The following is a 24892-nucleotide window of genomic DNA, read 5'->3' on the forward strand; positions in this document are numbered from 1 at the left end:
ATTAAGTTGCATACTATTTCCTGGTTGTTCTCTATGCGAATCACCTGGAAGGATATAATGCATTTTTGTCGAAAACTATATTATATTCTATAAATAACTACATGTATCAAAAAAGGAGAACACTATGAAAAAACTGCTGCTATTAACACTCTTGTTCATGTTTATCTTGAGAATAGGCTTAACACCTGCTTCTGCTCAAGAACAAACAAAAAGTATTCCGGTACTGCTTGACGGGTTGCCAATTAAATTTGACGTTCAGCCTGTAATACAAAACGAGCGCACCCTGGTTCCTTTCCGTGCCATTGCAGAGGCCCTAAATGTAACAGTAGCCTGGGACGGCACCACCCAGTCCGTAATCGCTTCGAATGATACGGCCAATATCAAGCTTTATATTAACAATAAGACTGCTTATCGCAATGAGGTACCTATAAAACTGGATGTACCTCCGCTAATTATTAACGACAGAACTTTTATCCCACTCAGATTTTTTAGCGAAGCCTTTTCATGCAGTGTGTTATGGGATGACACTTATGGTGTAAAAATTACTTCCCCGCGTCAATCCATGAGCGTAATTGGGTTTTATGCTCTAGGTGATACAGAGACAAGCAGTTGGAAGAATCTATTCGGTAAGAATTACCCTGAGGCAGATAAAGGAAATACTGATTTGGTAAGCGAAATAGCAGCAGGGTGGTATAGCATGGACGGGCAAGGTAATCTCCTCACTAAAAGCAGAACAGGCTGGCAGAGGCCGGATGGTTGGAATGATGTAATTAAATCAGTTAAAGAATTCGGTCTAAAGACCGAGATGGTAATACACGTAGCCGATGGTGACGGAACTATTGTTACACTGCTGACTAATGAGAATGCAGTTAACAAAGCAATTAGTGACATTGTAATAGAAGCAAAAAACTACAGTGGCGTGAACCTTGATTTTGAGGGTTTAGGTTTACAGTCTAACGGGAATCAATCTACGATAGAAAGAGACGCCTTTACTGATTTTGTCCGGTTGCTATCAGAACAATTAAAGGCCGCAAACCTGGGATTAACCTTAACACTCCACGCCCCCAACAGTGCTTATAAGGGTTACGACTACCATGCACTAGGACAGCTTGCCGACCGGATCATCATTATGGCTTATGACTATGGGGCTAAACCTGAACCGGTAAACCTGGTTACCCAGGCTGTTGAAATGGCTAAGGCAGTTGTCCCGTCCCAAAAATTAATCCTTGGCATCTCCATACCCAGTGAAAATCCTGAGAGCGTAATTACCAAGGCAGGCATTGCCAAACGATACAATCTGGGAGGCATAGCCCTCTGGCGACTGGGTCTGGTTACTAATGAAACATGGGATGCTTTTAGAACAACCATCCAACCGAGATAAGACAAGCTAGAACACATAAACATTTCTGTTAATTGGGATGGGAGTTGCAATATTTACATGAATGACAATGCTAATGATTTAAACATTTCTACACCTTTACTACCAAAATCACGGCGGTTGTGGATGGCTATTATATTGGGCTCACTGTCTGCTTTTGGACCACTGTCAATCGACATGTATTTGCCTTCTCTGCCCTCTTTGGCCAAGGAACTGTCATCGAGTACATCAATAGCTCAACTTAGCCTGACAGCTTGCCTGCTCGGGCTTTCACTGGGCCAATTGCTTGCAGGCTCGCAAAGTGATATACAAGGTCGTCGTACCCCTCTTCTTGTTGGGTTGTTTATCTTTTTTATTTCATCGCTATTGTGTGCCGTTAGCTCCTCCATCTGGATTTTGATTTTTATGCGGTTTCTTCAGGGATTGGCCGGCTCCGCAGGGATAGTAATTTCTCGTGCTATTGTTAGGGATTTATACTCAGGAATTGAAATGATTAGATTTTTTGCTCTGTTAATGTTAGTTAATGGTGCTGCTCCAATCCTTGCGCCGATTTTAGGAGGACAACTATTGCAGTTTACCTCTTGGCGAGGTGTTTTTATTGTACTGAGTATATTCGGTTTTCTTATGCTGCTGGCAGTTCTATTTGGTTTGCCTGAAACATTGCCTGTGTGCCGTCGCTCAAAGTCCGGCATAATTAACACATTATCAAGCTTTCGTGACCTGATTTGTGACCCTATTTTTATGGGTTATGCTCTGCCTCAAGGTCTCGTGGTTGCCGCCATGTTTGCATATATATCAGGTTCCCCTTTTGTTATTCAAGATATCTTTGGCGCTACTCCGCAGTTGTTTAGCGTCTTTTTTGCAATTAATGGACTGGGCATTATTACAGCAGGTCAAATTACTGCTAGGTTGGCCGATCGAATAAGTGTCGACAAATTATTTGTCATTGGGCTTGGCATGGCTTCAATTGGTGGCATGAGTTTACTGATTATGATTCTCATGGGAGTAGGACTTTGGGGAATCCTTCCTTCCCTGTTTGTAGTTGTGTCCAGCGTAGGAATTGTGGGTACCAGTGGTTCATCGTTAGCTATGGAAAATTACGGACGATTAGCCGGCAGTGCTTCGGCAATGCTTGGCTTGCTTTCGTTTATTTTCGGTGCGCTCTTGGCTCCGCTCGTTGGTCTTGGTGGCAATAGTACAGCCGTACCGATGGGAGTGGTTATAGCAACTGCTGATGTTAGTTCGCTCCTCCTTTACGCGGTACTGAGGCGTCGCAGATAGTATAAAACCGGTGCAATAATTTAACATAAATTATACTTTCGTCTCCAGCAGGCTTTTAAGGTTTGCTGGATTTTTATTTGGCTTTCTTAATGAATACTTATGAGTTTTTAAAAAGCTTTTATTAACATTAGAAATTGCGTGATCAATATCACAATGTGATGCGTTCCTGATCACTTCATACTGATGAAGTTTACTATATAATCAAAAGCAGTTAAAGGAATTTTCATGGAGCAATAATATCTTAATTGATAATTAATTAGCAAATTATATTAAATCAAAAATAAAGGGAGGAATTATAATGTTTTGCAATCAATGCGAACAAACAGCTAAAGGAACAGGATGTACCGTTATAGGAGTTTGCGGGAAGAAGCCCGAAGTAGCGGCGCTGCAGGATTTACTGCTGCATGCGGTCAAAGGAATGTCTCTATATGCCACTGAAGGCCGCCGTGTAGGTGTAATAGACCAGGAAGCTAACACTTTTACCTGTGAAGCTGTATTCTCTACTTTGACCAATGTTAATTTTGACCCAAAGCGGTTGCAAGTACTCATTAATACTTGTGCTGAACTTACTGCAAAGTTAAAAGAAAAAGTTGCCCGGGCCGGCGGAAACGTTAATTTTACGGATCCCGCGGCCAGCTTCATACCTGCTTCCGATTTGGAGGGTTTGGTTAAACAAGGTGAACAGGTTGGTTTGATTAGCGATCATGATGCGGATCCTGATATTCAATCCCTGCAGCAAATTATGGTTTATGGTATAAAGGGTGTGGCAGCCTACGCCGACCATGCTCATATCCTGGGTCAGGAGGACGATATAGTTTACGCCTTTATTCAGGAAGGCTTGGCAGCTCTGGCTAATAAGGATTTGAATTTAAATGATTGGATAGCCCTGGTATTGAAATGCGGTGAAATTAACTTAAGAGTTATGGAACTGCTGGATGCAGCCAATACCGGCACCTACGGACACCCGGTACCTACAACAGTTCCTCTGGGACATAAAAAGGGTAAGTGCATTCTCATCTCCGGCCATGACCTTAAAGACCTGGAAGAGCTGCTCAAGCAGACTGAAGGAAAAGGCATTTATGTATACACACATGGTGAGATGCTGCCAACCCACGGTTATCCCCAATTGAAAAAATACGGGCATTTTTACGGTCACTTCGGGACTGCCTGGCAAAATCAAAAGAAAGAATTTGCTGAGTTTCCCGGTGCCATCCTGATGACCACTAACTGTATACAGGAACCGCAGAAGTCCTATGCCGATAATATTTTTACCACCGGTTTAGTGGCCTGGCCCGGTGTACAGCATGTAAAAAACGGCAACTTTGGTCCGGTTATAGAAAAAGCTCTGGCCATGCCCGGTTTTGAGTCGGATGAAGATAAAGGCAGCGTAATGGTGGGATTTGCCCGCAATACAGTTTTAAGCGTAGCGGACAAAGTAATCGCGGGAGTGAAGAGTGGTGCTATTAAACACTTCTTCCTGGTTGGCGGATGTGACGGTGTCAAGTCAGGACGCAGCTACTATGCCGATTTCGTGGAAAAAGCACCTAAGGACACAGTAATCCTGACCTTAGCCTGCGGCAAGTTCCGTTTCTTCGACAAACAGCTGGGTGATATCGGAGGTATTCCGAGATTGCTTGATATAGGACAGTGCAATGATGCCTACTCGGCTATTCAGATCGCTGTGGCTCTGGCTAACGCCTTTGGATGTGGAGTTAATGACCTGCCGCTTTCACTTATAATTTCCTGGTACGAGCAAAAAGCTGTGGCTATCCTGCTCACATTATTACACCTGGGAATTAAGAATATTCGCTTAGGCCCCAGCCTGCCGGCCTTTGTCAGCCCGAACGTGCTGGATGTACTGATTAAGAACTTTGATATCAAGACCATCACTACACCGGAAGAGGATCTGGCTGCCATCCTGAAGTAATTCAATTATAATAGTATTAATTAAAGGAAGCTCAAAAAGAGATGTCATTAAAGGCTCTCTTTTTGAGCCTTCTATTTAGCCTCTAAGGAGGGATTCAAAATGGGATTTCAAATGGCAAAAGATGAATTTAATTTATTATTAAAAAAACTGGGAAAAAGCAACCGAATTTTTGCACCCAAGCTATATAAGGGTGCTGGAAAGTTTTCCGACACCGACCTGGTAGCATATGGTGAAATTAATTATATTGATGATATCATTTTTGATACAAAAACATCATTTTCAGCTAAGGAGATTGTATTTCCCATTAACCAGACAATGTTTTACTTTACAGAAGAAGAATACCGTGAACCGGCAATTGATGAGCGGGGAATTATCATATTTCTTAGAGCCTGTGATATACATGCTTTTAAACGGCTAGACGCTATTTTCCTGGAGAACGGACCCTACAAGGATAATTATTATGAGAAATTAAGAAAAAAGGTTAAATTTTTCCTGATGGAATGTGCAGAGAGTTTTTCCAGCTGTTTTTGTGTGTCCATGAATACTAACCGTACGGAAGAATATTCTGTATTTGTTAGGAAGGAAAATGATACTGTATTCTGCCAGGTAAAAGATAATGATTTCTTATCAGTATTTAATCATTATGGAATGACATGTAAAGACCCTGTGCCTGACTTTGTCAGTGATAACACTATACAGGTTAAAATACCGTCTGATATTAGTGAAAAGTTATATAACAGCAGCATGTGGGATGAATATAACCAAAGGTGTATAGCCTGTGGTCGCTGTAACATCTCTTGCCCTACCTGCAGCTGCTTTACCGTACAGGACATTTTTTACCGGGACAATCCTGCCTCAGGGGAGAGACAAAGGGTTTGGGCCGGCTGCCTGATAGATGGATTTACGGAAATGGCTGGAGGACATGGCTTTAGGCAATCGAAAGGTGATCGCATGAGATTTAAGGCAATGCATAAAATTTACGATTTCAGGCGGCGTTTCGGGTTTGATATGTGTGTTGGTTGTGGCAGGTGTGATGATGTATGCCCGGAGTATATTTCCTTTCCCGGCATTATTAATAAAGTATATGAGACATCAACTGAGGGGGGAGAATAATGGCTGTAAATGTATACGCACCGCATCGGGCAAAAATACTTAACATAAATCGGCAAACGGAAATAGACTATACTTTTACCCTGGAGGCAGATGTAAAACCGCTTAACGGTCAGTTTTTGGAGGTATCAGTACCCAGGGTTGGTGAATGCCCGATTTCTGTCAGTGATTTCGGGGAGGGATATTTAGAACTAACCATCCGGAGAGTGGGCAAGGTAACGAATTTTATACACGACTTAAAAGTGGGAGATTCTCTTTTTATCAGAGGTCCCTATGGCAAAGGCTTCCCACTGGCCGCTTTTTTAGGTAAGCGCCTGATTATAGCAGCAGGTGGCACGGGCTTGGCCCCCGTAAAAAGTGTTATAAATAATTTTTGCCGTAATCCCGGTGATATTGATAAGCTGGACCTGTTGGCTGGTTTTAAAACCCCGGCAGATGTATTATTTAAAGCTGAATTGCAGGAATGGTCTAAAAAATTTAACGTTCAGGTCACAGTTGACAAAGGTGATAGCAGTTGGTCCGGTCGTGTAGGTTTGATTACTAATTTAGTTAAAGAATTAACCATAGAAAATACCGACAATACCCGTGTTATTATCGTAGGCCCGCCTCTGATGATGAAATTCACTGCTCTGGAGTTTATCAATAAATCAATACCGGAGAAAAATATCTGGTTTTCCTTTGAAAGAAAAATGTGCTGTGGTATAGGAAAATGCGGCCACTGTAAAATAGATAATACCTATGTGTGTCTGGAGGGACCGGTTATAAATTATGTTCAGGCAAAACGTTTAATTGACTGAGATAGGGGGGAGAAGGTTGTCTGTTAATACAAAAAAGCTCATCAAGAATGCCTACCGAATTACTAAGGAAAGGGGTATAACTGCATTGCGTATCAGGGTGCCCGGCGGCTGCCTGGACGTTAAATATTTCGACATAATAAAAAAAATAGCTGAAAAGTACGGTGACGGGACTGTGCATATAACTACACGACAGGGTTTTGAAGTCCCGGGGATATCAATGAATGACATAGATGAAATAAACGAAATAATTTCCCCTATCCTGCAGGGTATGGAAAAGGAACTGGGTGTGGAAATTGATGATACAACTGCCGGTTACCCGGCTGCCGGTACCAGAAATGTATCGGCTTGTATAGGCAATAAAGTCTGCCCTTTTGCTAATTATAATACTGCACAATTGGCTCAAAAAATAGAAAGTCTTATTTACCCCAATGATTATCATGTTAAAATAGCAGTATCGGGCTGCCCAAATGACTGTATAAAAGCCCATATGCAGGATGTCGGAATTATGGGTATGGTGGAGCCGGTTTACCGGAGGGAGCGTTGTATTGGTTGTAAGGCATGTGTGAGCAATTGCAGTAAAGTTTCCGCAGGTGCCTTAAGTTTTATCAATTACAAGGTAGAACGCGACGAAAAACGTTGTATCGGTTGTGGTGAGTGTATCTTAAAATGCCCGAGTTCAGCCTGGGTAAGGGGTGATAACTACTACCGTGTTGTTATCATGGGGCGTACCGGTAAAAAGAATCCCCGTATAGCTCGTCCTTTCCTGGAATGGGTGACGGAAGATGTTGTTCTAAGCGTAATCAAAAATATGTACAGCTATATAGAAAGACATATTGATAAAAGTTTGCCTAAAGAGCATGTTGGTTATATTGTGGACAGGACAGGCTTTCAAGTATTTTCAAAAGAGGTTTTGGATAATGTGGAACTCGGAGAAAAGGCCAAGTCAGTTAAATTTATCTCCTTTGGCGGTTATGAAAATGACAGCCCCAGCCGGCAATAGCGCTATTAAGTTTACTTGCATTTCGTAAATAACTTATTGTCTTTTTATATGTTATTTTATATAATTTTATTTAATGGATTAATTATATAATGGAGGATGCAACTGTTACTAGAAAACTAAATTAATATCAAAAAACCTGCCATAATATGATATAATTTTGGTAGGTGATTAGGATGGAAAACCGTATAAGTATTGGCAAAGCAGCTAAATATTTAGGGATTAGTATTAATACTTTACGTGTTTGGGAAAAGAAAAAGATATTAGTTCCAGAAAGAACTCCTACTGGCCATCGCCGCTATAAAATATCCCAAGTAGAATCCTTTGAGGGCAAAAAATATATCCGAATTCAAAATACCGTATTTCTCTACGCCAGGGTATCTACACAAAAACAGGTTGATGCCGGGAATCTTGATCGATAAACGGGAAGGTTTACTAGAATATGCATCAAATAACAAATATGCTATTCAGGCTGTTTTTCATGATATTGCCAGTGGTTTAAATGAAAAACGTGGCGGCAGAGTAGCAAAAAAGCTGTCAAAGGTCATTGAAAGCGAGGTGACTACCAGTGAAGACAACGGCGATGGGAATAATCCTGGAACTGACAGCTAAACAGAAAGAATACATTGATAACCTCATGGATCGTTACTGTACCGCAGTTCGTTGGGCATTTAAAAGACTGCTGGACGGATGGAAAGTACAGGACATTCGTATAACTGTACAAGGAAAGTTCAGACTTAACTCCCGGCAGGCTAACGATGCAGTATATGATGCCCAGACCACAATCAAAAGCCAATATGAATTAGTGCAGATGCACTATGAAAACGCCAAAGCAAAGGTTGAATTTACAGAAAAGCGTATCGCCAAGGCTAAATCACTGTCTAAGATTGCCAAACTGCAAAAACGGTTAGAAAAGGAACAGCGTAAACTGGCCTTCTGGCAAAAGCACCTGGATAACAATACTTTTCCGCCTGTTGTATTCGGAGGAAAGAAGCTCTTTCAAGAACGCTGCAAAGGCAATATTACCAGAGAAGAGTGGCAGGAAGTCAGAAGTAACCGTTATCTGTCACGGGGAGATAAAACCAAAGGCGGCAACCTAAATACCCGCATATACAAAGGCCAAGACCAAATCTATCTTGATATAGCTGCCGACCCGGTACAGAAAGGGAAATCCGTTCGGTATAACCGCATAACGGTGCCGATCTATTTATCTCAAAAGCCATCGAAAAAGGCCGGCAAGATTAACGGTATCAACTACCGGCAAATGGTTTTGGATTATCTTAAAACAGGCAGTGCCTATCAGGTAGAAATCCTCCGCAGAGACGGTAAATATTACGTCCATGTGAGTATTGAAGAAGAAGTTCCGATGCCATATAACCATAAGGGTGCGTTTGGTGTAGACACCAATCCGGACGGATTAGGCGTAACCCAGGCAGACTGTCTGGGGCAATACCGGGGCAGTGAATGGCTTGTCCAAGGCGAATGGACTTATGCCAGAACAAACCGGAGAAATAACCAGACCTGCGAAATGGCTAAGAAAGTGATCCTCCGAGCTAAAGAAAAAGGTTACGCTCTGGCGGTAGAGGACTTGAAGTTTAAAAATGACAAGTCCGTAACGGCCAAGTTTAACCGAATGAGTCACAGTTTTGTCTGGTCGAAGTTTCTAAAAGCAGTTGACCGGTGTGCTGCCCGTGAGGGAGTGCCGATATTAAAGGTAAAACCGGCTTTTACTTCGGTCATAGGCATCCTAAAATACCAGCACATGTACGGCATAGCTGTTCACGAAGCGGCAGGCTATGTCATAGCCCGGCGTGGCTTGGGCTTTTATCATGAGAAGATACCCAAGATGTTGCTTGATAAACTGGTTAAAAAGAAACCTGAATTTAAACAAATGGCAAATTGGAAACAATGGTCAGCAGTTAAAAAGTCTGTGCTGGCCAAGATTAAAAAAATCACGAAAAGGAAGAGGGTGAATAGCCTGGTTTCATGGCAGATTCACCGGAAAAATGTGTTAGGTATAGGTTAATCCCTTTGCTATAAATTTTGCGGGCGGCACAGTACACGCAGCGAAAGGCTGTTGCCGCAAGTCGGAACACAGGCGGAGGTAACACCTTCTCCGGGTAGTACACTCGCTTTAAGCAGTGGCGGGGAAACTTTTTTAGAGGAGACCACCCGGAACATAGGCGAGAGCCTATGGCCTAGCAGTTGAATCCTGTGACACTGCCACCCGTTTGTCGGACGGGTGAAAAAACTACTTGTAGTTTTTAGTAGGTTTTAGAAACCAGGTAGAAATAAATGACTACACCTAAAGGTTCATTTATTCAGAGGGATAAGGAAACATATGCTATTGTTCCCAAAACGCCCCTTGGACTCATTACACCGGAATTAATGAAAACTATAGCTGATACCGCAATAAAGTATAATATTCCGATTATAAAAATTACATCCGGTCAAAGGATGGCTTTGGTGGGTATGAAGCCAGAAATTGTTGATAATGTGTGGAGTGACTTGGGTACTGAAATAGGACCGGCAGTTGAACCTTGTGTGCATTATGTCCAAGCATGTCCCGGTACCGCTGTATGTAAATTTGGTATACAAGACTCTTTGGGGCTTGGTATGAGTCTCGAAAAGATGTTAGTTAATATTGAGCTTGAACTGCCGGCAAAAGCCAAGATTGGTATATCAGGTTGTCCCAACACATGCGGCGAATCTCGTGTCAGAGATATCGGTCTAATAGGTAAAAAAAGTGGTTGGACATTTATTTTTGGTGGGAATTCGGGTGCCCGTCCCCGTATCGGTGATGTAATCGCTGAGAATCTGACTAATGAGGAAGCTATTGAACTTGCTAAGAAATGCTTAAATTATTATAAGGAAAATGCAAATAAGAAGGAAAGAACTGCAAGGTTTATCGAGAGAATTGGAATTGAAGAATTCAAAAAAGCAATATTATAAAAACAGAAGACCTTCCCAGGAAGGTCTTCTGTTTTTATAATATTGCGAAACAGTTCATGCATTCACTTATGATTGAGCGGATTGTGATCAATATCACAGTGCGAGACGTTTCTAATCACTGTATCTTAATGAAGGGTGCTTTATAATTAGAAGCAGTTAAGGAAGTTTTGCAAGGGGACCAAAAATATCATATTAATCCTTTAGAGGTAAGACAGAATGCAGATAACCAGACAAACGGAATATGCCATACATGCTGTTATAGAACTTGCCCAAATACCCTTCGGTGATTTTGTTCTTATTAGACAAATAGCAAATAAACTCAATATCCCGGAAATGTTTCTTAAGAAGACTGTTCAGGCGTTAAATAAAAGCGGGATAGTTGTTACCCAGAGGGGTACTAATGGCGGAGTAAGACTAAGTCGACCCAGTGACAAGCTAACAGTAGCTGATGTAATGGCTGCCATCGAAGGACCGTTAATGTTAAATGTTTGTCTGGGTGAAAATTACCAATGTAGTAATAAACCTTTCTGCAGTATCCATAAAATACTGCAGAGAACACAAAAAGCGGTTCTAAGGGAACTTTCCCGAGAAACATTTGCAGATATTATAAAAAATAAATTACGCCTGGAAAAGAGAGTAGAGGAGGTGTAAAATATGTATCCCGTTGTGAATAGCGAAACCTGTGTTGCTTGTGCCACTTGCTTTGAAGTTTGCCCGGCTGAGCCCAAAGTTTTTGAAGTAACTGACTATTCTAAGGTAATAAATCCCGAGGCTTGTCTTGAGTGTGGCGCTTGTGAGGAGAATTGTCCAACCGGCTCTATTAAACTAATTGATAATTAATTAGCAAATTATATTAAATCAAAAATAAAGGGAGGAATTATAATGTTTTGCAATCAATGCGAGCAAACAGCTAAAGGAACAGGATGTACTGTTATAGGAGTTTGCGGGAAGAAGCCCGAAGTAGCGGCGCTGCAGGATTTACTGCTGCATGCGGTCAAAGGGATGTCTCTGTATGCTAATGAAGGTCGCCGTGTAGGTGTAATAGATCAGGAAGTAAACGCTTTAACCTGTGAAGCTGTATTCTCTACCCTGACCAATGTTAATTTTGACCCAAAGCGGTTACAAGTACTCATTAATACTTGTGCTGAACTTACTGCAAAGTTAAAAGAAAAAGTTGCCCAGGCCGGCGGAAAAATTAATTTTACGGATCCCGCGGCCAACTTCGTACCTACTTCCGATTTGGAGAGTTTGGTTAAACAAGGTGAGTTAGTTGGTATAATTAATGATCATGATGCCGATCCTGACATCCAATCCCTGCAGCAAATTATGGTTTATGGTATAAAAGGTGTGGCAGCCTATGCCGACCACGCTCATATCCTGGGCCAGGAGGATGATAAAGTTTATGCCTTTATCCATGAAGGCTTGGCAGCTCTGGCCAATAAGGAGTTAAACCTAAACGACTGGATAGCCCTGGTATTGAAATGCGGTGAAATTAACTTAAGAGTTATGGAACTGCTGGATGCAGCCAATACCGGCACCTACGGACACCCGGTACCTACAACAGTTCCTCTGGGACATAAGAAGGGTAAGTGCATTCTCATCTCCGGCCATGACCTTAAAGACCTGGAAGAGCTGCTCAAGCAGACTGAAGGAAAAGGCATTTATGTATACACCCATGGTGAGATGCTGCCAACCCACGGTTATCCCCAATTGAAAAAATACGGACATTTCTACGGTCACTTCGGGACTGCCTGGCAAAATCAAAAGAAAGAATTTGCTGAGTTTCCCGGTGCTATCCTGATGACCACTAACTGTATACAGGAACCGCAGAAGTCTTATGCCGATAATATTTTTACCACCGGTTTGGTGGCCTGGCCCGGTGTACAGCATGTAAAAAACGGCGACTTTGGTCCGGTTATAGAAAAAGCTCTGGCCATGCCCGGTTTTGAGTCGGATGAAGATAAAGGCAGCGTAATGGTGGGATTTGCCCGCAATACAGTTTTAAGCGTAGCGGACAAAGTAATCGCGGGAGTGAAGAGTGGCGCTATTAAACACTTCTTCCTGGTTGGCGGATGTGACGGTGCCAAGTCAGGACGCAGCTACTATGCCGATTTCGTGGAAAAAGCACCTAAGGACACAGTTATCCTGACCTTAGCCTGCGGCAAGTTCCGCTTCTTCGATAAACAGCTGGGTGATATCGGGGGTATTCCGAGATTGCTTGACATAGGACAGTGCAATGATGCCTACTCGGCTATTCAGATTGCTGTGGCTCTGGCTAACGCTTTTGGATGTGGGGTCAATGACCTGCCGCTTTCACTGATAATTTCCTGGTACGAGCAAAAAGCCGTAGCAATTCTGCTCACATTGTTACACCTGGGAATTAAGAATATTCGCTTAGGCCCCAGCCTGCCGGCCTTTGTCAGCCCGAACGTGCTGGATGTACTGGTTAAGAACTTTGATATCAAGACCATCACTACACCGGAAGAGGATCTGGCTGCTATTCTGAAGTAATTTATTATAATAATATTAGATTAATAGGAGCTCAAAAAGAGAACCAAATAACGGATCTCTTTTTGAGCCTTCTATTTTAAAGTAAGAATATTCATTATTATTAAAAAATTAAGGGACTGAAATCCTCAGTCCCTTAATTTTAGATTAGTATAACTTATATTTATCCCGCAGTCTAAGGGAAATCTCTTTTAGAACTTGAAATGCCCGCTCAACGCTTATCATTTTATCGGCATTAATTAAGCAGCATCGTGCCGGTGCCAGCCAGGCATTTTTAAAGATTAGTTCCTTATTTATGCCGTGATCGGATAGATAATTCCAGAATGTCTCAAGTTTATCTATCAATGAATTAATACTTTCCTGGGATATTTCTTCTGTTAGTGTTGGTACAATACCCCATGAAATTATACCGCCTCTTTCGAGAAAAGCTTTTACATCAGCAACATATCTGGTGAAAATATGACCCCAACCGAAGGTATCAACAGAAAGTATGTCCAGTTCAAGTTCCTTAAGCAGAAAAGACCAGTCAGGGTTTCCACAGAGATGCACCCCCCGTGGACCCTTAATGCTTGCCAGAAATTGCGTATAGTCTTCTTTTGCTCTACTGCTGGGGTAACCGGTGAAAGAGCCAAAAATAAATTCAAGACCGGGTTCATCGACCCAAACAAAGGCGTTTTTATTTTTTTCCGTCAGTTGGCTGTATTGTGTATTTATTTTTCTGGCAATAAAGTCAAACAATAAGACTCGTACTTCATCGGTATAGATAATAGGTTTTAAATCCAGATCAAATATTTTTAATCCGTAACTTACGGGTCCGATTACTTGACCTCTGATAGTAGAGTAGCGGCTCAGATCCTGCTGTAAAAACTTATTTAGTGAAACAGAGTAATCGCTGCTCAGTTTAAAGTAATCTTCATTTTCACTATTTTCGATATAGGTAATAAGGTTTTCATAGAATGCTTGTACATCTAACCGAATCTTTTCTTCTTTCTCGTCAAGTATAATTCCCGGAAAGTGTTCACTTATTTGAGCATACATATCTTCCTTAAAGCTAAATTTGGGTAGCTGGGGCCAATAAGGAATATCCAGTGTTAAAGCAATTTCTATAGCCCTCTCTACATCGGTATGAGGCATGACACCCATTGCTGTTGTCATGCAATTGCCGGTTAAATTCATTATATCACCTTCTCCTCTTAATCTTTTATTTAAATTCTCCATCCCATCTTCTATATTATTTCAATATTATCATTTTGGAAAGGTGTTTCATGTGCTGTATGTCAATAGTTAGGTGTGATATTGATCACAGTTGTTTAATGGAGATGTTTTTAGGTGCTGACGCAGGATTACTTTAGATAGGCAAGTTCAGTAGAGAGTTAACTTTTATTTTTCTTTTATAGAATAATAATCCAAATTTATATTGTTGTTAAATACTGATTTTAGTAAAATATAAGTATCCAAATATAGAGAGGCTTACTAAAATGTTTTTCATTGCTTTGTTTGGGAAACATATTAAAAAAGAGCAGCGATGTTAGGCGGACAGCCTGTACATTTTGCATATCTTATTTTGCTGAATAAAGGAGAATACTATGAAACTCACCGGATTGCATATACTCTTGACCTACCGATGCACCTTTGAGTGCGACCATTGCTTTGTTTGGGGCAGTCCCTGGCAGAGCGGCACACTGTCCCTGAAACAGCTGCGAGAAATTCTGCGGCAAGCTGAAGCGGTCGGGTCGCTTGAATGGATTTATTTCGAAGGTGGAGAGCCATTTCTTTTTTACCCGGTGTTGCTGGAGGCTGTGCGAGAAGCTTCAGCCGCGGGTTTTCGAGTTGGCATTGTCACGAACGGATATTGGGCAACCAGCTTTGAGGACGCCTTGGGGTGGTTGCGTCCTTTTGCCGGCCTGGTGAGCAGCCTATCCGTAAGCAGCGATCTGTACCATTACGACGAGGTGATAAGCTTGCAAATGAAGAACGCCACTCAGGCCGCCGAAAGATTGGGTTTGCCCATCGAAATGATCAGCATCGCCCAGCCGGAGGCGCCACAGCAGAGCTGCTCTGCGGGCCAGCCAACAGCCGCTGCTGAAGCTGCTGAAAAAAGCGAGAGTGGGATTATGTATCGCGGTCGGGCGGCTGAGAATCTCGCCATGCGGGCTGCCTGGCGGTCTTGGACGGAATTTGGCGAATGTCCTTGCGAAGACCTGTGCGAGCCTGGTAGGATTCACCTGGATCCGTTTGGGTATCTTCATGTCTGCCAGGGCATCTCTATCGGCAACCTGTTTCACCGACCTTTAAAGGAAATTTGTGCCGACTATCGTCCGAATGAGCATCCAATCATTGGTCCCCTGCTGAACGGAGGTCCGGTTGAGCTGGTGAAGCGCTACTCATTGCCTCACTTTGATGAGTATGCCGACGCTTGCCATTTGTGCTACACCGCCCGTTTCGCCTTGCGAGAGCGTTTCCCGGAGACGTTGGTTCCCGACCAGATGTATGGAACCTCTAAGTTTTAGTATGGAGAAAAAGCCAGACTAGCTGACAGGAATCTTCATTTTTATAGAATGAAAAAGCACTGATTTTTACAGGGCGGTTTTTGAAAAATTATCTAAAAAAGCTAATTTTCTGTTAACTAAAATTATATGTATTGTCCACGTTGCATTTTTCAAGGTTATATAATAAAATGAAAATTAACAATTAGAGATTGGAGATGGAAAGATGCGTAATTTTTCTTGCTAATTATATAAAGCATAATGAAATTACGGAAACGGCGGCGGAAACCGCTTGTTTTGTTGTGCTTATGCAAGAAAGTTACTATTTCTTTTCACTCAAATAATACATCCTTGCCATGCCCCTATATGGGTCTGGCTTTGCTGTGTAATTAAGAGCTGTAAGAATTAACTTTCTTGCAGCTCTTAATTATTCGCAGGAGGATAAAATTATGTCGTTAATAAATGTTGCAAACCTGACGTTTGCCTATGATGGCAGCTATGAAAACATAATTGAAAACGTGAGTTTCCAAATAGATACCGATTGGAAATTAGGATTTACGGGAAGAAATGGCAGGGGTAAGACAACCTTTCTCAATTTGTTGCTTGGTAAATATGAATATAGCGGTAATATTGCTGCAAATGTCAGCTTTGAATATTTTCCTTTCAAAGTAGTAAACAAGGAAAACAATACCCTTGATGTAATCAGTGATATTTTTCCGGAATATCTTCATTGGAAATTGATGCGTGAATTTTCATTGCTGGAGGTTTCTGAGAATATTTTATATCGTCCCTTTGATTCATTGTCCTACGGAGAACAATCGAAAGTGTTGCTTGCCACTTTATTTCTTAAGGAAAATAATTTTCTTTTAATTGATGAGCCGACCAATCACCTTGACATTACTGCGAGAAAACTTGTCAGTGATTATCTCAACACCAAAAAAGGTTTTATTCTGGTATCACATGACAGAGCATTTCTTGATAACTGTATTGATCATATTCTTTCAATTAATAAAACCAATATAGAAATCCAAAAAGGCAATTTTTCCTGTTGGTGGGAAAATAAAAAAAGGCAGGATAATTTTGAGCTTGCGGAGCACGAAAAACTTAAAAAAGGCATTCAACGCTTGTCTGATTCTGCTAAACGGACGAGTAACTGGTCGCACGAAGTGGAAAAAACAAAAAAGGGAACAAAAAATTCAGGTTCCAAGGTGGATAAGGGTTATATTGGCCATAAGGCCGCTAAAATGATGAAACGCTCCAAGTCAATCGAAACCAGACAGCAATCTGCTATTGAGGAAAAGTCTAAACTTCTCAAAAATATTGAAGACTCCGACAGCCTGAAGATTCCTCAACTTGTTTATCATAAAATGCGACTTGCCGAGCTTGAAAATGTGTCAATATTTTATAATGAAAAGATGGTTTGCAAAGATGTAGGTTTTATTATTGAGCAAGGTGATCGAATTGCGCTTACTGGTAAAAACGGCTCAGGAAAGTCAAGTATTATCAAACTTATTTGTAATGAAAATATAAGCTTTACAGGCACTTTCAGGAAAGGAAGTCAGCTTAAAATATCCTATGTTTCACAGAACACGTCGCATCTTCAGGGTAATTTAGCTGGTTATGCTGTGAATAACGGGATTGAGGAGAGTCTTTTAAAAGCTATTTTAAGAAAGCTTGGTTTTTCCAGGGTTCAATTTGAAAAGGATATGTCAACTTTCAGCGATGGCCAAAAGAAAAAAGTGCTGATTGCCAAAAGTCTATGTGAACAAGCGCATCTGTATATTTGGGATGAGCCACTCAACTATATTGATGTAATTTCCCGTATACAAATCGAAGATCTGTTGCTTGAACACCAACCGACTATTTTGTTTGTAGAGCATGATAGGACATTCTGTGGGAATATTGCGACAAAGTTTGTAAATATGCATGGGCTATAGTGAGATTTAGAAAATATTTACTGAACATGAGGAGTTGATTTTTTTGTAATACGGATCAACAAAAAAGTTTTTACACTGTATAACGCTGGCTGGCTTGAATTTGGATAAGAAGCAAATGTTAATCAGCTTTATGCAGGCTTAGAATATGTTGTGGGAAGCCGGTTATTTTGATAGAACAAATTATGGGAATTCAGATAATGACCAGAGATAGCCTCTTGCCTCTTTGAAAAGATATGCTTTAATTCGATTGCTATTCTTTTCAATCTTCCAACTGATCCCTTTTCAATCCGATAAGGCTTATGATCATAATAAACAGAACCAGTATGCCCGTAACTGCGCCGCACATCAAAAAACCAATTCCCGGCCCGTATTTCTCTGTGATACTTCCGGCGAAAAGATTGCCTAAGGGAGTTGTTCCGGCAAAAGCCAGTGTGTAAACGCTCATGATTCGACCCCGGTAGCGGTTGTTTGTGTTTAGCTGGATAGTAGAGTTAACTGTCATCATGAAAATAATACTGGAAAAACCTAATACTGCGCTAATAATTAGTGTCAATATATAGAAGTGGATGAAGTTTATTGTTATGAGTAAAAGTGATAGTATAAGAGAACTAATAAATAAGTATTTTATACTGGGTCCCATTTTAGATCTAGCTGCCATCCAAAATGAGCCTGCAAGTGAGCCTAAACCGTTGGCAGATAAAAGAAAACCATATCCGTGCACCCCTTTATGCAGGGCCTTATCAGCAAAAACGGGAAAGATAACTTCCATATTCATGGCAAAGGTGCCTACTGCCAGCATGACCGCAACTGCGATTAATAATATCGGCTTAGATAAAATGTATTTAAGACCCTCAATGATACTGGCAAACACATTCTCTTGTTTTTTAGGAATACTATTACTGTCGTTTGTTATTGGCTTTGCCAGATTCAGACCTATTATTGCAGGTATAAAACTGACGGCATTAAATAAAAAGCAGAAGCTGGCGCCAAAATTAGCCATTAATAATGCGGCTATTGTCGGACCGGTTATTCTGGCTAGGTTAACTATAGCAGAATTTAAAGCAATAGCGTTAGTTAGGTCCTTTTTTCCCACAAGATCGATAAAGAATGACTGTCTGGCCGGCATATCCAGCGTGTTGGCCAATCCCATTATTGTGGCCAGAAATAAAACTTGCCAGTACCTGACATGCCCTGTCCATACCAATAAAGCCAATAAAAAAGATTGCAGCATTAGGGCTGTTTGTGTGATTAGAATAATTTTTTTCTTGGGGTACCTGTCGACAAACACACCGGCAAAGAGTGAAAATAATAGAATAGGTGAAAATTGTGCTACACCCAAAACTCCCAGTAATAAGGCTGATTTTGTTATTGTATATACTAACCACTGTTGAGCCGCCCGCTGCATCCATGTACCCAGAAACGAAATACACTGGCCGAGCCAGAAATAGCGGAAATTTTCATTGGCCAGGGCAGGGAAGGTGTTTTTAAAATTTACTGCAATACCTTCTTTGATCATTTTAATCGCCGCTTTCGTTTATCTTTCAGGGATGACTCGTAAATATAAAACATGTTGAGCAAAGAGATTTTGTAATTAAATCTAAAACATAATGTTTACCTTGTAAAGAAAAATTTATGCAACTTATCTTATATCAACAGGGGTAATCTTATGCTTTTTTATTTGTGACAATTTTATGGATTGTATGCGTTGCTTGGTAAACATTAAGAATTGTTATTTCCTGTTGACACGAATTGATTATGTGTATATACTCTCATTAATTATATTGACTGAAGCTTTGATTTAATTTAATATGTGCATATGCACTTATGTCCGATGAATATAACATTAATAAGGAGTGATCTTGTGTTTCCATACATGATTGGAAAGGAAGAAGCCGGTCCCTACCGGTCGGCTACCGAGCACTGCCTAAAAAAGCTTATCTTAAAAGATTTTGAGGGAATAGCGAAAAACAGCGGCGCAGTATTTGAAACAGAACATTCAACTATTACTCTGAACAGTTTGGGACAGTCAGTAAGTGTAAAACTTCCTGAAGGAAAAATAGTTTTCAATGGGACAGACTATTGTCCGGTTTTGGGTTGGCGCATTATAATACTTAACTACTTGTTCCGGGCTGATAATGCTCACTTGACCGGTCAATTAGTTTCATATCGTGAATTGGAAAATGGACATGTATTTTATCCTGCCTTTTTACGGGAAAGCGTTAATTTGTTAATACAAAAGTTTTCTTCAGAGCCTGCTGAACAAATCAAAAATGTTTGCCGGGTATTTGGTGCCAGGCTTGAGGATAAAGCGGATATTTGTGCTGTGTTCGAATTTTTTCCCAGGTTCCCGGTGACAGTTAAGCTCTGGCTAAAAGATGAGGAAATAGGAGGTTCAGCAAACATCCTTTTTGACGCCAATGCCAATCATTATCTTGATGCGGAGGCAATAGCAGTAACGTGTATGCTCATCTCGCAGTTTTTGATTAAACAGTATGATATGATGTATAAGAAATAGTTGATTGTTACTGTTATTAAGAAGTTATACAGAACGGGATGGGAGGCAGGTATGAATAACCGCAAATTGCTTGATTTGATAAAAAAGAAAGCCGAGTATTTCTCCACAGAGGAAATTATTCAAAGAAGCGCGCCTGGTGAGCAGGAGCCACAGCATACTGACAGGTTAAAATATGTCTCGCGTTTGGTTGCCAGGTACAATCTTGAGACTTTTCTGGAAATAAAGAGCAGGGATAGAATTGACATCTTAGAGGATATTGATAGTGATACACTCAATGATTTTACCTTCCGAATAGAAAAGTATATGGATGAAAATGCGCCTGGTCTGGCTGACTTAAAGACATATATACTAATTGTATCTACATATTTAGCTTTCATTGTCAAGAAACCCCTGCATCCTCCGGGTATGCTCTTTGTTGGAGGTCAGAAAATAGTAGAAAAAGATAACAAATTTTATTGTCCCATGAAAAACAAGCAGTTGCGCACTGCTTTTTCACTATGCAAATATTGTGCAAGCAGGGATATCAGTGAGATTTATGAAGATTTATAAATATATTGTGATAACAGATATTACTGATATGTCTGTTGCATTAAAAAACGTTTACCTATTAAATAGAGAGAAGGTTGCTCGTAAATGAAAATGAATAAAAAGGCACTGGCCTTGTTAGGTACCGGGCATGCTGTAACGGATATCACTCAAGGAGCTCTGCCGATTATTCTGGCCTTCCTGCAGCCGGTTTTCGCACTTAGCCAAATGCAGGTTGGAATGATTATGCTGGCTTCAAATGTCAGTTCTTCTGTAGTGCAGCCGGTTTTTGGCATCCTCAGTGACCGTTTCCGGGCTGTCTGGCTGATACCACTGGGCTGCCTGCTGGCCGGGATGGGTGTGTCCTATACAGGTTATAGCACTAGTTACGCGGCTTTATTTCTGGCAGCACTGGCCAGTGGTCTGGGTGTAGCCGCCTATCACCCGGAGGCCTCAAAATTTACTCGCTATGCCAGTGGTTCCAGTAAGGCTCTGGGCATGTCCTGGTTCTCTGTGGGTGGTAATTTTGGTTTTGCCGCGGGTCCTCTGCTGGCCAGTTTGTTTATTAGTTTGGCGGGACTAAAGGGAACGCTGTCTTTTTTATTGCTTAACGGCTTTATGGCCATGCTGCTCTGGGCCAATCTCTCTGCTATTACTGAAAAACAGGTTTCAACCCGGGTGGTTCACGAAAATAAGAAAACCCATGTTTCCGGTGGCGGTGTCTTCCGGTATGATAAAAATGTGATTGTATCTGTGGTTTTGCTTGTTCTGGTGGTAATAATGCGTTCATGGGTTCATCTGGGACTGGTTACCTTTTTGCCTCAGTACTATGTGCAATACCTGCATCAAAGTGAGGCTTATGCGGCTACGCTCACTTCGATATTTCTTTTTGCTGGGGCATTAGGTACTCTGGCAGGTGGGCCTGCTGCCGACCGGTGGGGTTTTAAAAATATAATCATTGGGTCTATGGCTTTAATCATAGTCCTGTTGTTTCTTTTCCTGTATTCAAGCGGTTTTTGGGTGCCCGTACTGGTATTTTTAATCGGGTTTGCGGTAATTTCAACTTTTGGGCTGACAGTTGTGTTCGGACAAGAATTGTTGTCCCAAAATGTGGGATTGGCCTCGGGTCTGATGCTGGGTTTTGCTATTGGTATGGGTGGAGTAGGCACTACCTTTTTAGGGTGGGTGGCCGATCACTGGGGACTGCCAATGGTATTTCACGTAATGATTATTTTTCCGTTAATAGGATTGCTAATGTCCTTTTTTTTGCCGGGCAGGGAAAGGATGCTCGCTGATTAAGAAGCCGTCAGCTTTGGGTTGAATCAAAGGAATTGCAACAAACGTTAACCTAAACTTTATATTGATTTTTATTGCGAATTGAAGGCCCTTACCGAGGATTTTAGTTCCTGCAAAATAAACAGACCTCGCCGGCGATTAGTAAAATGTTAAAATATTTCTGCGAAGGATAAAAAATTAATTTCAAAAAGAATATTTGCTATTCCGTTATTTTGACGAAATTATTTACTTTTTGGGCGTGCTTGTAATTATAAGAATGAGTGATAAAATATAATTATAGAATATTTCATCCTGGGAGGTCTTAGCTTGAATAAGAAAATAAGTGCAATGTATTTTAGTCCTACGGGTACAACGAAAAAAGTAGTATCCGGAATAGCACAGAAAATATCAGAAAATATTAATGGGGAAGTAACTATAAATAATATTGATTTTACGTTGCCGGAAGTTAGAAAAGAATCAGTAGCTTTTACAGGAAAAGATGTTGTTGTAATAGGAACTCCGGTTATTGCAGGAAGAGTTCCTAATGTATTGCTGAAATATTTAAATTCTATTTCGGGAAATGGTGCGTTAGCGATTTCTATAGTTGTCTATGGGAACAGAAATTATGACGATGCCGCCATAGAATTAAAAGATATTCTTGAATCAAACGGTTTTAAAGTTATTGCGGCAGGGGCATTTATAGGGGAACATTCATTTTCTAAAACTCTTGCCCAAAACAGGCCTGATGAAAAAGATATGGCTATAGTAAGTGATTTTGCCCATAAAATATATGCTAAAATAACCAGTGAAGATGATATTCAAACTGTAGTTGTCAAAGGAAATAAACCTTATGGAAAATACTATACGCCCAAAAATGAAAACGGTGTGCCTGTAGACATCAGAAAGGTAACTCCAAAAACAAATAGTAATTGTACTGATTGTAAAGTCTGTGCCAGTGTTTGTCCTATGGGATCAATTGATTACGAGGATGTATCAAAATTGAATGGAATTTGTATTAAATGTTGTGCTTGCATCAAAAGCTGTCCGACTGAAGCAAAGTATTTTGATGATAAAGACTATTTAAGACATAAGTACGAATTAGAAGTTGAGTTTGCTAGTCGAAGAGAACCGGAATTATTTTTATAATATAGCCTAATCAATGAACTGACAGCCCAGACAGCAGAAATAAGATGCTGATAGAAAATAATGTGCGCCATTCACTCGGCTAAGATTATTATATGATACTAAAATAGCCTAACTACCTCGATAAGAAGGTATGATTAGGCTATTATTAATTCTCTATACCGTAGAAATGATTAAATATTGTGGTTTTAAGAGGGATTATCTTCCTGGTATTTTGGCTTTTCCTGAATTATATTATCACTGCGTATCAAAGAGGTCATAGCACCGCTGGCAGCTAACAATGCGCTAACCCAATAGGCAGTCTTTAGACCGACCATGAAATTAGCAATGTTTGCGGAAGCATTACCGGAAGTATGAATAGTCACTATGGCACTGCTGACGGCAATTCCCATCACCATTCCGACATTTCGTACAGTAGCCAGTACCCCGGAGCCTATTCCCAACCTGTGTCTGGGAACGCTGCCCATTACAGCGCTGTTATTGGGAGATTGAAAAATGCCAATGCCAAGTCCGAAAAGAAACAGCCGCCAAACAATATCAATTGTATGTGAGTTTGCTGTTAATCCAGACATTAAAAAGAGGGCTGCGCAAACAATCGATTGTCCTGTAAAAGCCAGCCAGCGAGTACCTAGCCGGTCAGATAAAGTACCGCTGATTCTTGCTAATAATAAGACCGTCAAGGGGGAAACGGTTAAAATTAAACCAATATATTCGGAGTTAAAATGCAGAACTTGCTGCATATAAAACGGCAGCAAAAAAATCATAGCTGATTGGGATACAAAGTTCATTAGTGCGGCAAAATTGGCAGCAGAGAAAACTTTATTTTGGAATAAAGATAAATCTAGCATTGGCTGTTCAACCCGAAGCTCAAGTCTAATAAATGCCCAGCCGCTCACAGAAAAAACTATAAATGATAGTATTGTTAATTTCGATGCCCAACCCCACTCCTCGCCGTAACTGGCAAAAAGCAAAAATACCCCAAGTGATATAAATCCCAGGATTGCCCCTGCTATATCAAATTTTTGCGGTTTTAAATCTCTGTAGGGCGGTATTACCTTAAGACAAAAAATATAGCTAAGAATACCTATCGGGATATTTATGGCAAAAATGGATGGCCAGCCAAACCGGTTTAACAAGAAACCACCCAAAGTGGGACCCAGAGCCAGACCGATTGCCACAATCATGCCGTTGGTCCCCAGGGCCCTACCCCTTTCATGAGGGGGAAAAACTGAAGTAATAATGGCGGGTCCTATTGCCATAAACATGCCCGCGCCAACTGCCTGGACAGCCCGAAAAGCTATAAGGGTCCAGATATTTGGGGCTAAGGCGCAGACAGCTGATGATAATGTAAAAATAAGTATACCTGTTAAAAAGATTTTTCGGTAACCATACATATCACCTAAACGACCGTAAGTTAAAATTAAACTTCCTAAAACCAGAAGATATGACATGGAAATCCAGCCAACTGTGTGCAGGCCGGCGTTGAATGCTTTTGCAAAAGTCGGCAAAGCAACATTTACGACACTGCCATCAATAGGTCCCATAACGCTGCCGGTCATGACAGCAAAGAGGATGAGCCAGCGTTTAGGGTTAGGAGTGGAATCACTATGATGCAAGGAAAAGACCCTCCCTGTCAATTGTACAATAGATATAAATAGAATAACACAAATGTAGTATGCTTACAATTATTCAGTGCAATCAGGAAGTTACTGCAGCAATAATTGATGATTTCAATATGATGAAAAGTTATTTGCAATATGAATTAAGGTTATGTTATAATGCAATATATTGATAGAAGATCTTCATGCTGAACAGGGAAAATAATGAATTTACGTTGGGGCGTCGCCAAGCGGTAAGGCACCGGACTCTGACTCCGGCATTTCGTTGGTTCGAATCCAGCTGCCCCAGCCAATTTTTTAATACATTTTATGTGATTTTGGGGTCATTAGCTCAACTGGTAGAGCAGGCGACTCTTAATCGTCAGGTTGGGGGTTCGATTCCCTCATGGCCCACCAAAGAGATTTTTTATGCATCACTGTTTATAGTGTTTCTGCAAACATA

At 40.9% G+C, this 24892-nt stretch carries 22 protein-coding genes and 2 tRNA genes; 21 read left to right on the forward strand and 3 right to left on the reverse strand.

What is annotated here, in order from left to right:
- Nucleotides 1-124: 124 nt before the first annotated feature.
- The 13 genes from DTOX_RS07810 (at nt 125) to hcp (DTOX_RS07865) (ending at nt 12953) form a co-directional block, all read left to right on the forward strand.
- Nucleotides 125-1381: a stalk domain-containing protein gene (locus DTOX_RS07810; protein ID WP_015757168.1), complete on the forward strand. Its 1257-nt coding sequence runs from the start codon at nt 125-127 to the stop codon at nt 1379-1381.
- Nucleotides 1382-1438: 57 nt separating this feature from the next.
- Entirely contained in the window at nt 1439-2659 is a 1221-nt protein-coding gene (locus tag DTOX_RS07815; protein ID WP_042315565.1) for a multidrug effflux MFS transporter, read from the forward strand.
- Between the two features lie 298 nt (nt 2660-2957).
- The gene (hcp, locus tag DTOX_RS07820; RefSeq protein ID WP_015757170.1) at nt 2958-4586 is read left to right on the forward strand and encodes a hydroxylamine reductase; all 1629 of its coding nucleotides are present in this window, start codon (nt 2958-2960) and stop codon (nt 4584-4586) included.
- A 99-nt stretch (nt 4587-4685) separates the two neighbouring features.
- Nucleotides 4686-5699, forward strand: coding sequence for an anaerobic sulfite reductase subunit AsrA (gene asrA / locus DTOX_RS07825; protein WP_015757171.1), 1014 nt, complete (start codon nt 4686-4688; stop codon nt 5697-5699).
- A complete protein-coding gene (asrB, locus tag DTOX_RS07830) occupies nt 5699-6493 on the forward strand; it encodes an anaerobic sulfite reductase subunit AsrB (protein WP_015757172.1) in 795 nt (264 codons plus the stop codon). Before asrA ends, asrB begins: the two co-directional genes overlap by 1 nt.
- A 16-nt stretch (nt 6494-6509) precedes the next feature.
- Complete coding sequence (gene asrC / locus DTOX_RS07835) at nt 6510-7493, forward strand: sulfite reductase subunit C (protein ID WP_015757173.1); 984 nt, start codon at nt 6510-6512, stop codon at nt 7491-7493.
- 173 nt (nt 7494-7666) lie between these two features.
- On the forward strand, nt 7667-7912 hold the full coding sequence (locus DTOX_RS24190) for a MerR family DNA-binding transcriptional regulator (RefSeq protein WP_242652567.1): 246 nt from the start codon (nt 7667-7669) through the stop codon (nt 7910-7912).
- On the forward strand, nt 7902-8102 hold the full coding sequence (locus DTOX_RS24195; protein ID WP_242652568.1) for a recombinase family protein: 201 nt from the start codon (nt 7902-7904) through the stop codon (nt 8100-8102). The genes DTOX_RS24190 and DTOX_RS24195 overlap by 11 nt, the downstream gene beginning before the upstream one ends.
- Nucleotides 8059-9516, forward strand: coding sequence for an IS200/IS605 family element transposase accessory protein TnpB (locus DTOX_RS07845; RefSeq protein ID WP_015757174.1), 1458 nt, complete (start codon nt 8059-8061; stop codon nt 9514-9516). Before DTOX_RS24195 ends, DTOX_RS07845 begins: the two co-directional genes overlap by 44 nt.
- Before the next feature lie 269 nt (nt 9517-9785).
- Complete coding sequence (locus tag DTOX_RS07850) at nt 9786-10442, forward strand: nitrite/sulfite reductase domain-containing protein (RefSeq protein WP_015757175.1); 657 nt, start codon at nt 9786-9788, stop codon at nt 10440-10442.
- A gap of 216 nt (nt 10443-10658) precedes the next feature.
- Nucleotides 10659-11093, forward strand: a complete 435-nt coding sequence (locus DTOX_RS07855; protein ID WP_015757176.1) for an RrF2 family transcriptional regulator — start codon at nt 10659-10661, stop codon at nt 11091-11093.
- Nucleotides 11094-11096: 3 nt separating this feature from the next.
- A complete protein-coding gene (locus tag DTOX_RS07860) occupies nt 11097-11282 on the forward strand; it encodes a DUF362 domain-containing protein (RefSeq protein ID WP_015757177.1) in 186 nt (61 codons plus the stop codon).
- Nucleotides 11283-11324: 42 nt separating this feature from the next.
- Nucleotides 11325-12953: a hydroxylamine reductase gene (gene hcp / locus DTOX_RS07865; RefSeq protein ID WP_015757178.1), complete on the forward strand. Its 1629-nt coding sequence runs from the start codon at nt 11325-11327 to the stop codon at nt 12951-12953.
- 144 nt (nt 12954-13097) lie between these two features.
- Here the strand turns inward: hcp (DTOX_RS07865) and DTOX_RS07870 are convergent, their stop codons facing one another.
- Nucleotides 13098-14126 (reverse strand): uroporphyrinogen decarboxylase/cobalamine-independent methonine synthase family protein, encoded by a 1029-nt coding sequence (locus DTOX_RS07870; RefSeq protein ID WP_015757179.1) that lies wholly within the window; start codon nt 14124-14126, stop codon nt 13098-13100.
- A gap of 410 nt (nt 14127-14536) precedes the next feature.
- Between DTOX_RS07870 and DTOX_RS07875 the strand changes: the two genes are divergently transcribed.
- The gene (locus DTOX_RS07875; protein ID WP_015757180.1) at nt 14537-15460 is read left to right on the forward strand and encodes a radical SAM protein; all 924 of its coding nucleotides are present in this window, start codon (nt 14537-14539) and stop codon (nt 15458-15460) included.
- Between the two features lie 425 nt (nt 15461-15885).
- Nucleotides 15886-17373 carry a ribosomal protection-like ABC-F family protein gene (gene abc-f, locus DTOX_RS07880; RefSeq protein ID WP_015757181.1) on the forward strand — a complete coding sequence of 496 codons (1488 nt, stop codon included), beginning with the start codon at nt 15886-15888 and terminating at the stop codon, nt 17371-17373.
- Between the two features lie 259 nt (nt 17374-17632).
- Here the strand turns inward: abc-f and DTOX_RS07885 are convergent, their stop codons facing one another.
- Nucleotides 17633-18889, reverse strand: coding sequence for an MFS transporter (locus DTOX_RS07885; RefSeq protein ID WP_015757182.1), 1257 nt, complete (start codon nt 18887-18889; stop codon nt 17633-17635).
- A 345-nt stretch (nt 18890-19234) separates the two neighbouring features.
- Here DTOX_RS07885 and DTOX_RS07890 point away from each other — a divergent pair, with 345 nt between their 5' ends.
- From DTOX_RS07890 to DTOX_RS07905, 4 genes are all read left to right on the forward strand, one after another.
- Nucleotides 19235-19888 carry a DUF3786 domain-containing protein gene (locus DTOX_RS07890; RefSeq protein WP_015757183.1) on the forward strand — a complete coding sequence of 218 codons (654 nt, stop codon included), beginning with the start codon at nt 19235-19237 and terminating at the stop codon, nt 19886-19888.
- A 51-nt stretch (nt 19889-19939) separates the two neighbouring features.
- Nucleotides 19940-20437: a DUF2115 domain-containing protein gene (locus DTOX_RS07895; RefSeq protein ID WP_015757184.1), complete on the forward strand. Its 498-nt coding sequence runs from the start codon at nt 19940-19942 to the stop codon at nt 20435-20437.
- Nucleotides 20438-20521: 84 nt separating this feature from the next.
- Entirely contained in the window at nt 20522-21712 is a 1191-nt protein-coding gene (locus tag DTOX_RS07900) for an MFS transporter (RefSeq protein WP_015757186.1), read from the forward strand.
- A gap of 303 nt (nt 21713-22015) precedes the next feature.
- Nucleotides 22016-22834, forward strand: coding sequence for an EFR1 family ferrodoxin (locus DTOX_RS07905; protein ID WP_015757187.1), 819 nt, complete (start codon nt 22016-22018; stop codon nt 22832-22834).
- Between the two features lie 185 nt (nt 22835-23019).
- Here DTOX_RS07905 and DTOX_RS07910 read toward each other — a convergent pair whose 3' ends face one another.
- Nucleotides 23020-24447, reverse strand: coding sequence for an MFS transporter (locus DTOX_RS07910; protein WP_015757188.1), 1428 nt, complete (start codon nt 24445-24447; stop codon nt 23020-23022).
- A 219-nt stretch (nt 24448-24666) separates the two neighbouring features.
- Here DTOX_RS07910 and DTOX_RS07915 point away from each other — a divergent pair.
- Nucleotides 24667-24742: transfer RNA gene (locus DTOX_RS07915), tRNA-Gln, on the forward strand.
- Between the two features lie 28 nt (nt 24743-24770).
- Nucleotides 24771-24846: transfer RNA gene (locus DTOX_RS07920), tRNA-Lys, on the forward strand.
- Nucleotides 24847-24892: the final 46 nt, after the last annotated feature.

The sequence above is a fragment of the Desulfofarcimen acetoxidans DSM 771 genome, from assembly GCF_000024205.1.
GTDB classification, from domain to species: domain Bacteria; phylum Bacillota; class Desulfotomaculia; order Desulfotomaculales; family Desulfofarciminaceae; genus Desulfofarcimen; species Desulfofarcimen acetoxidans.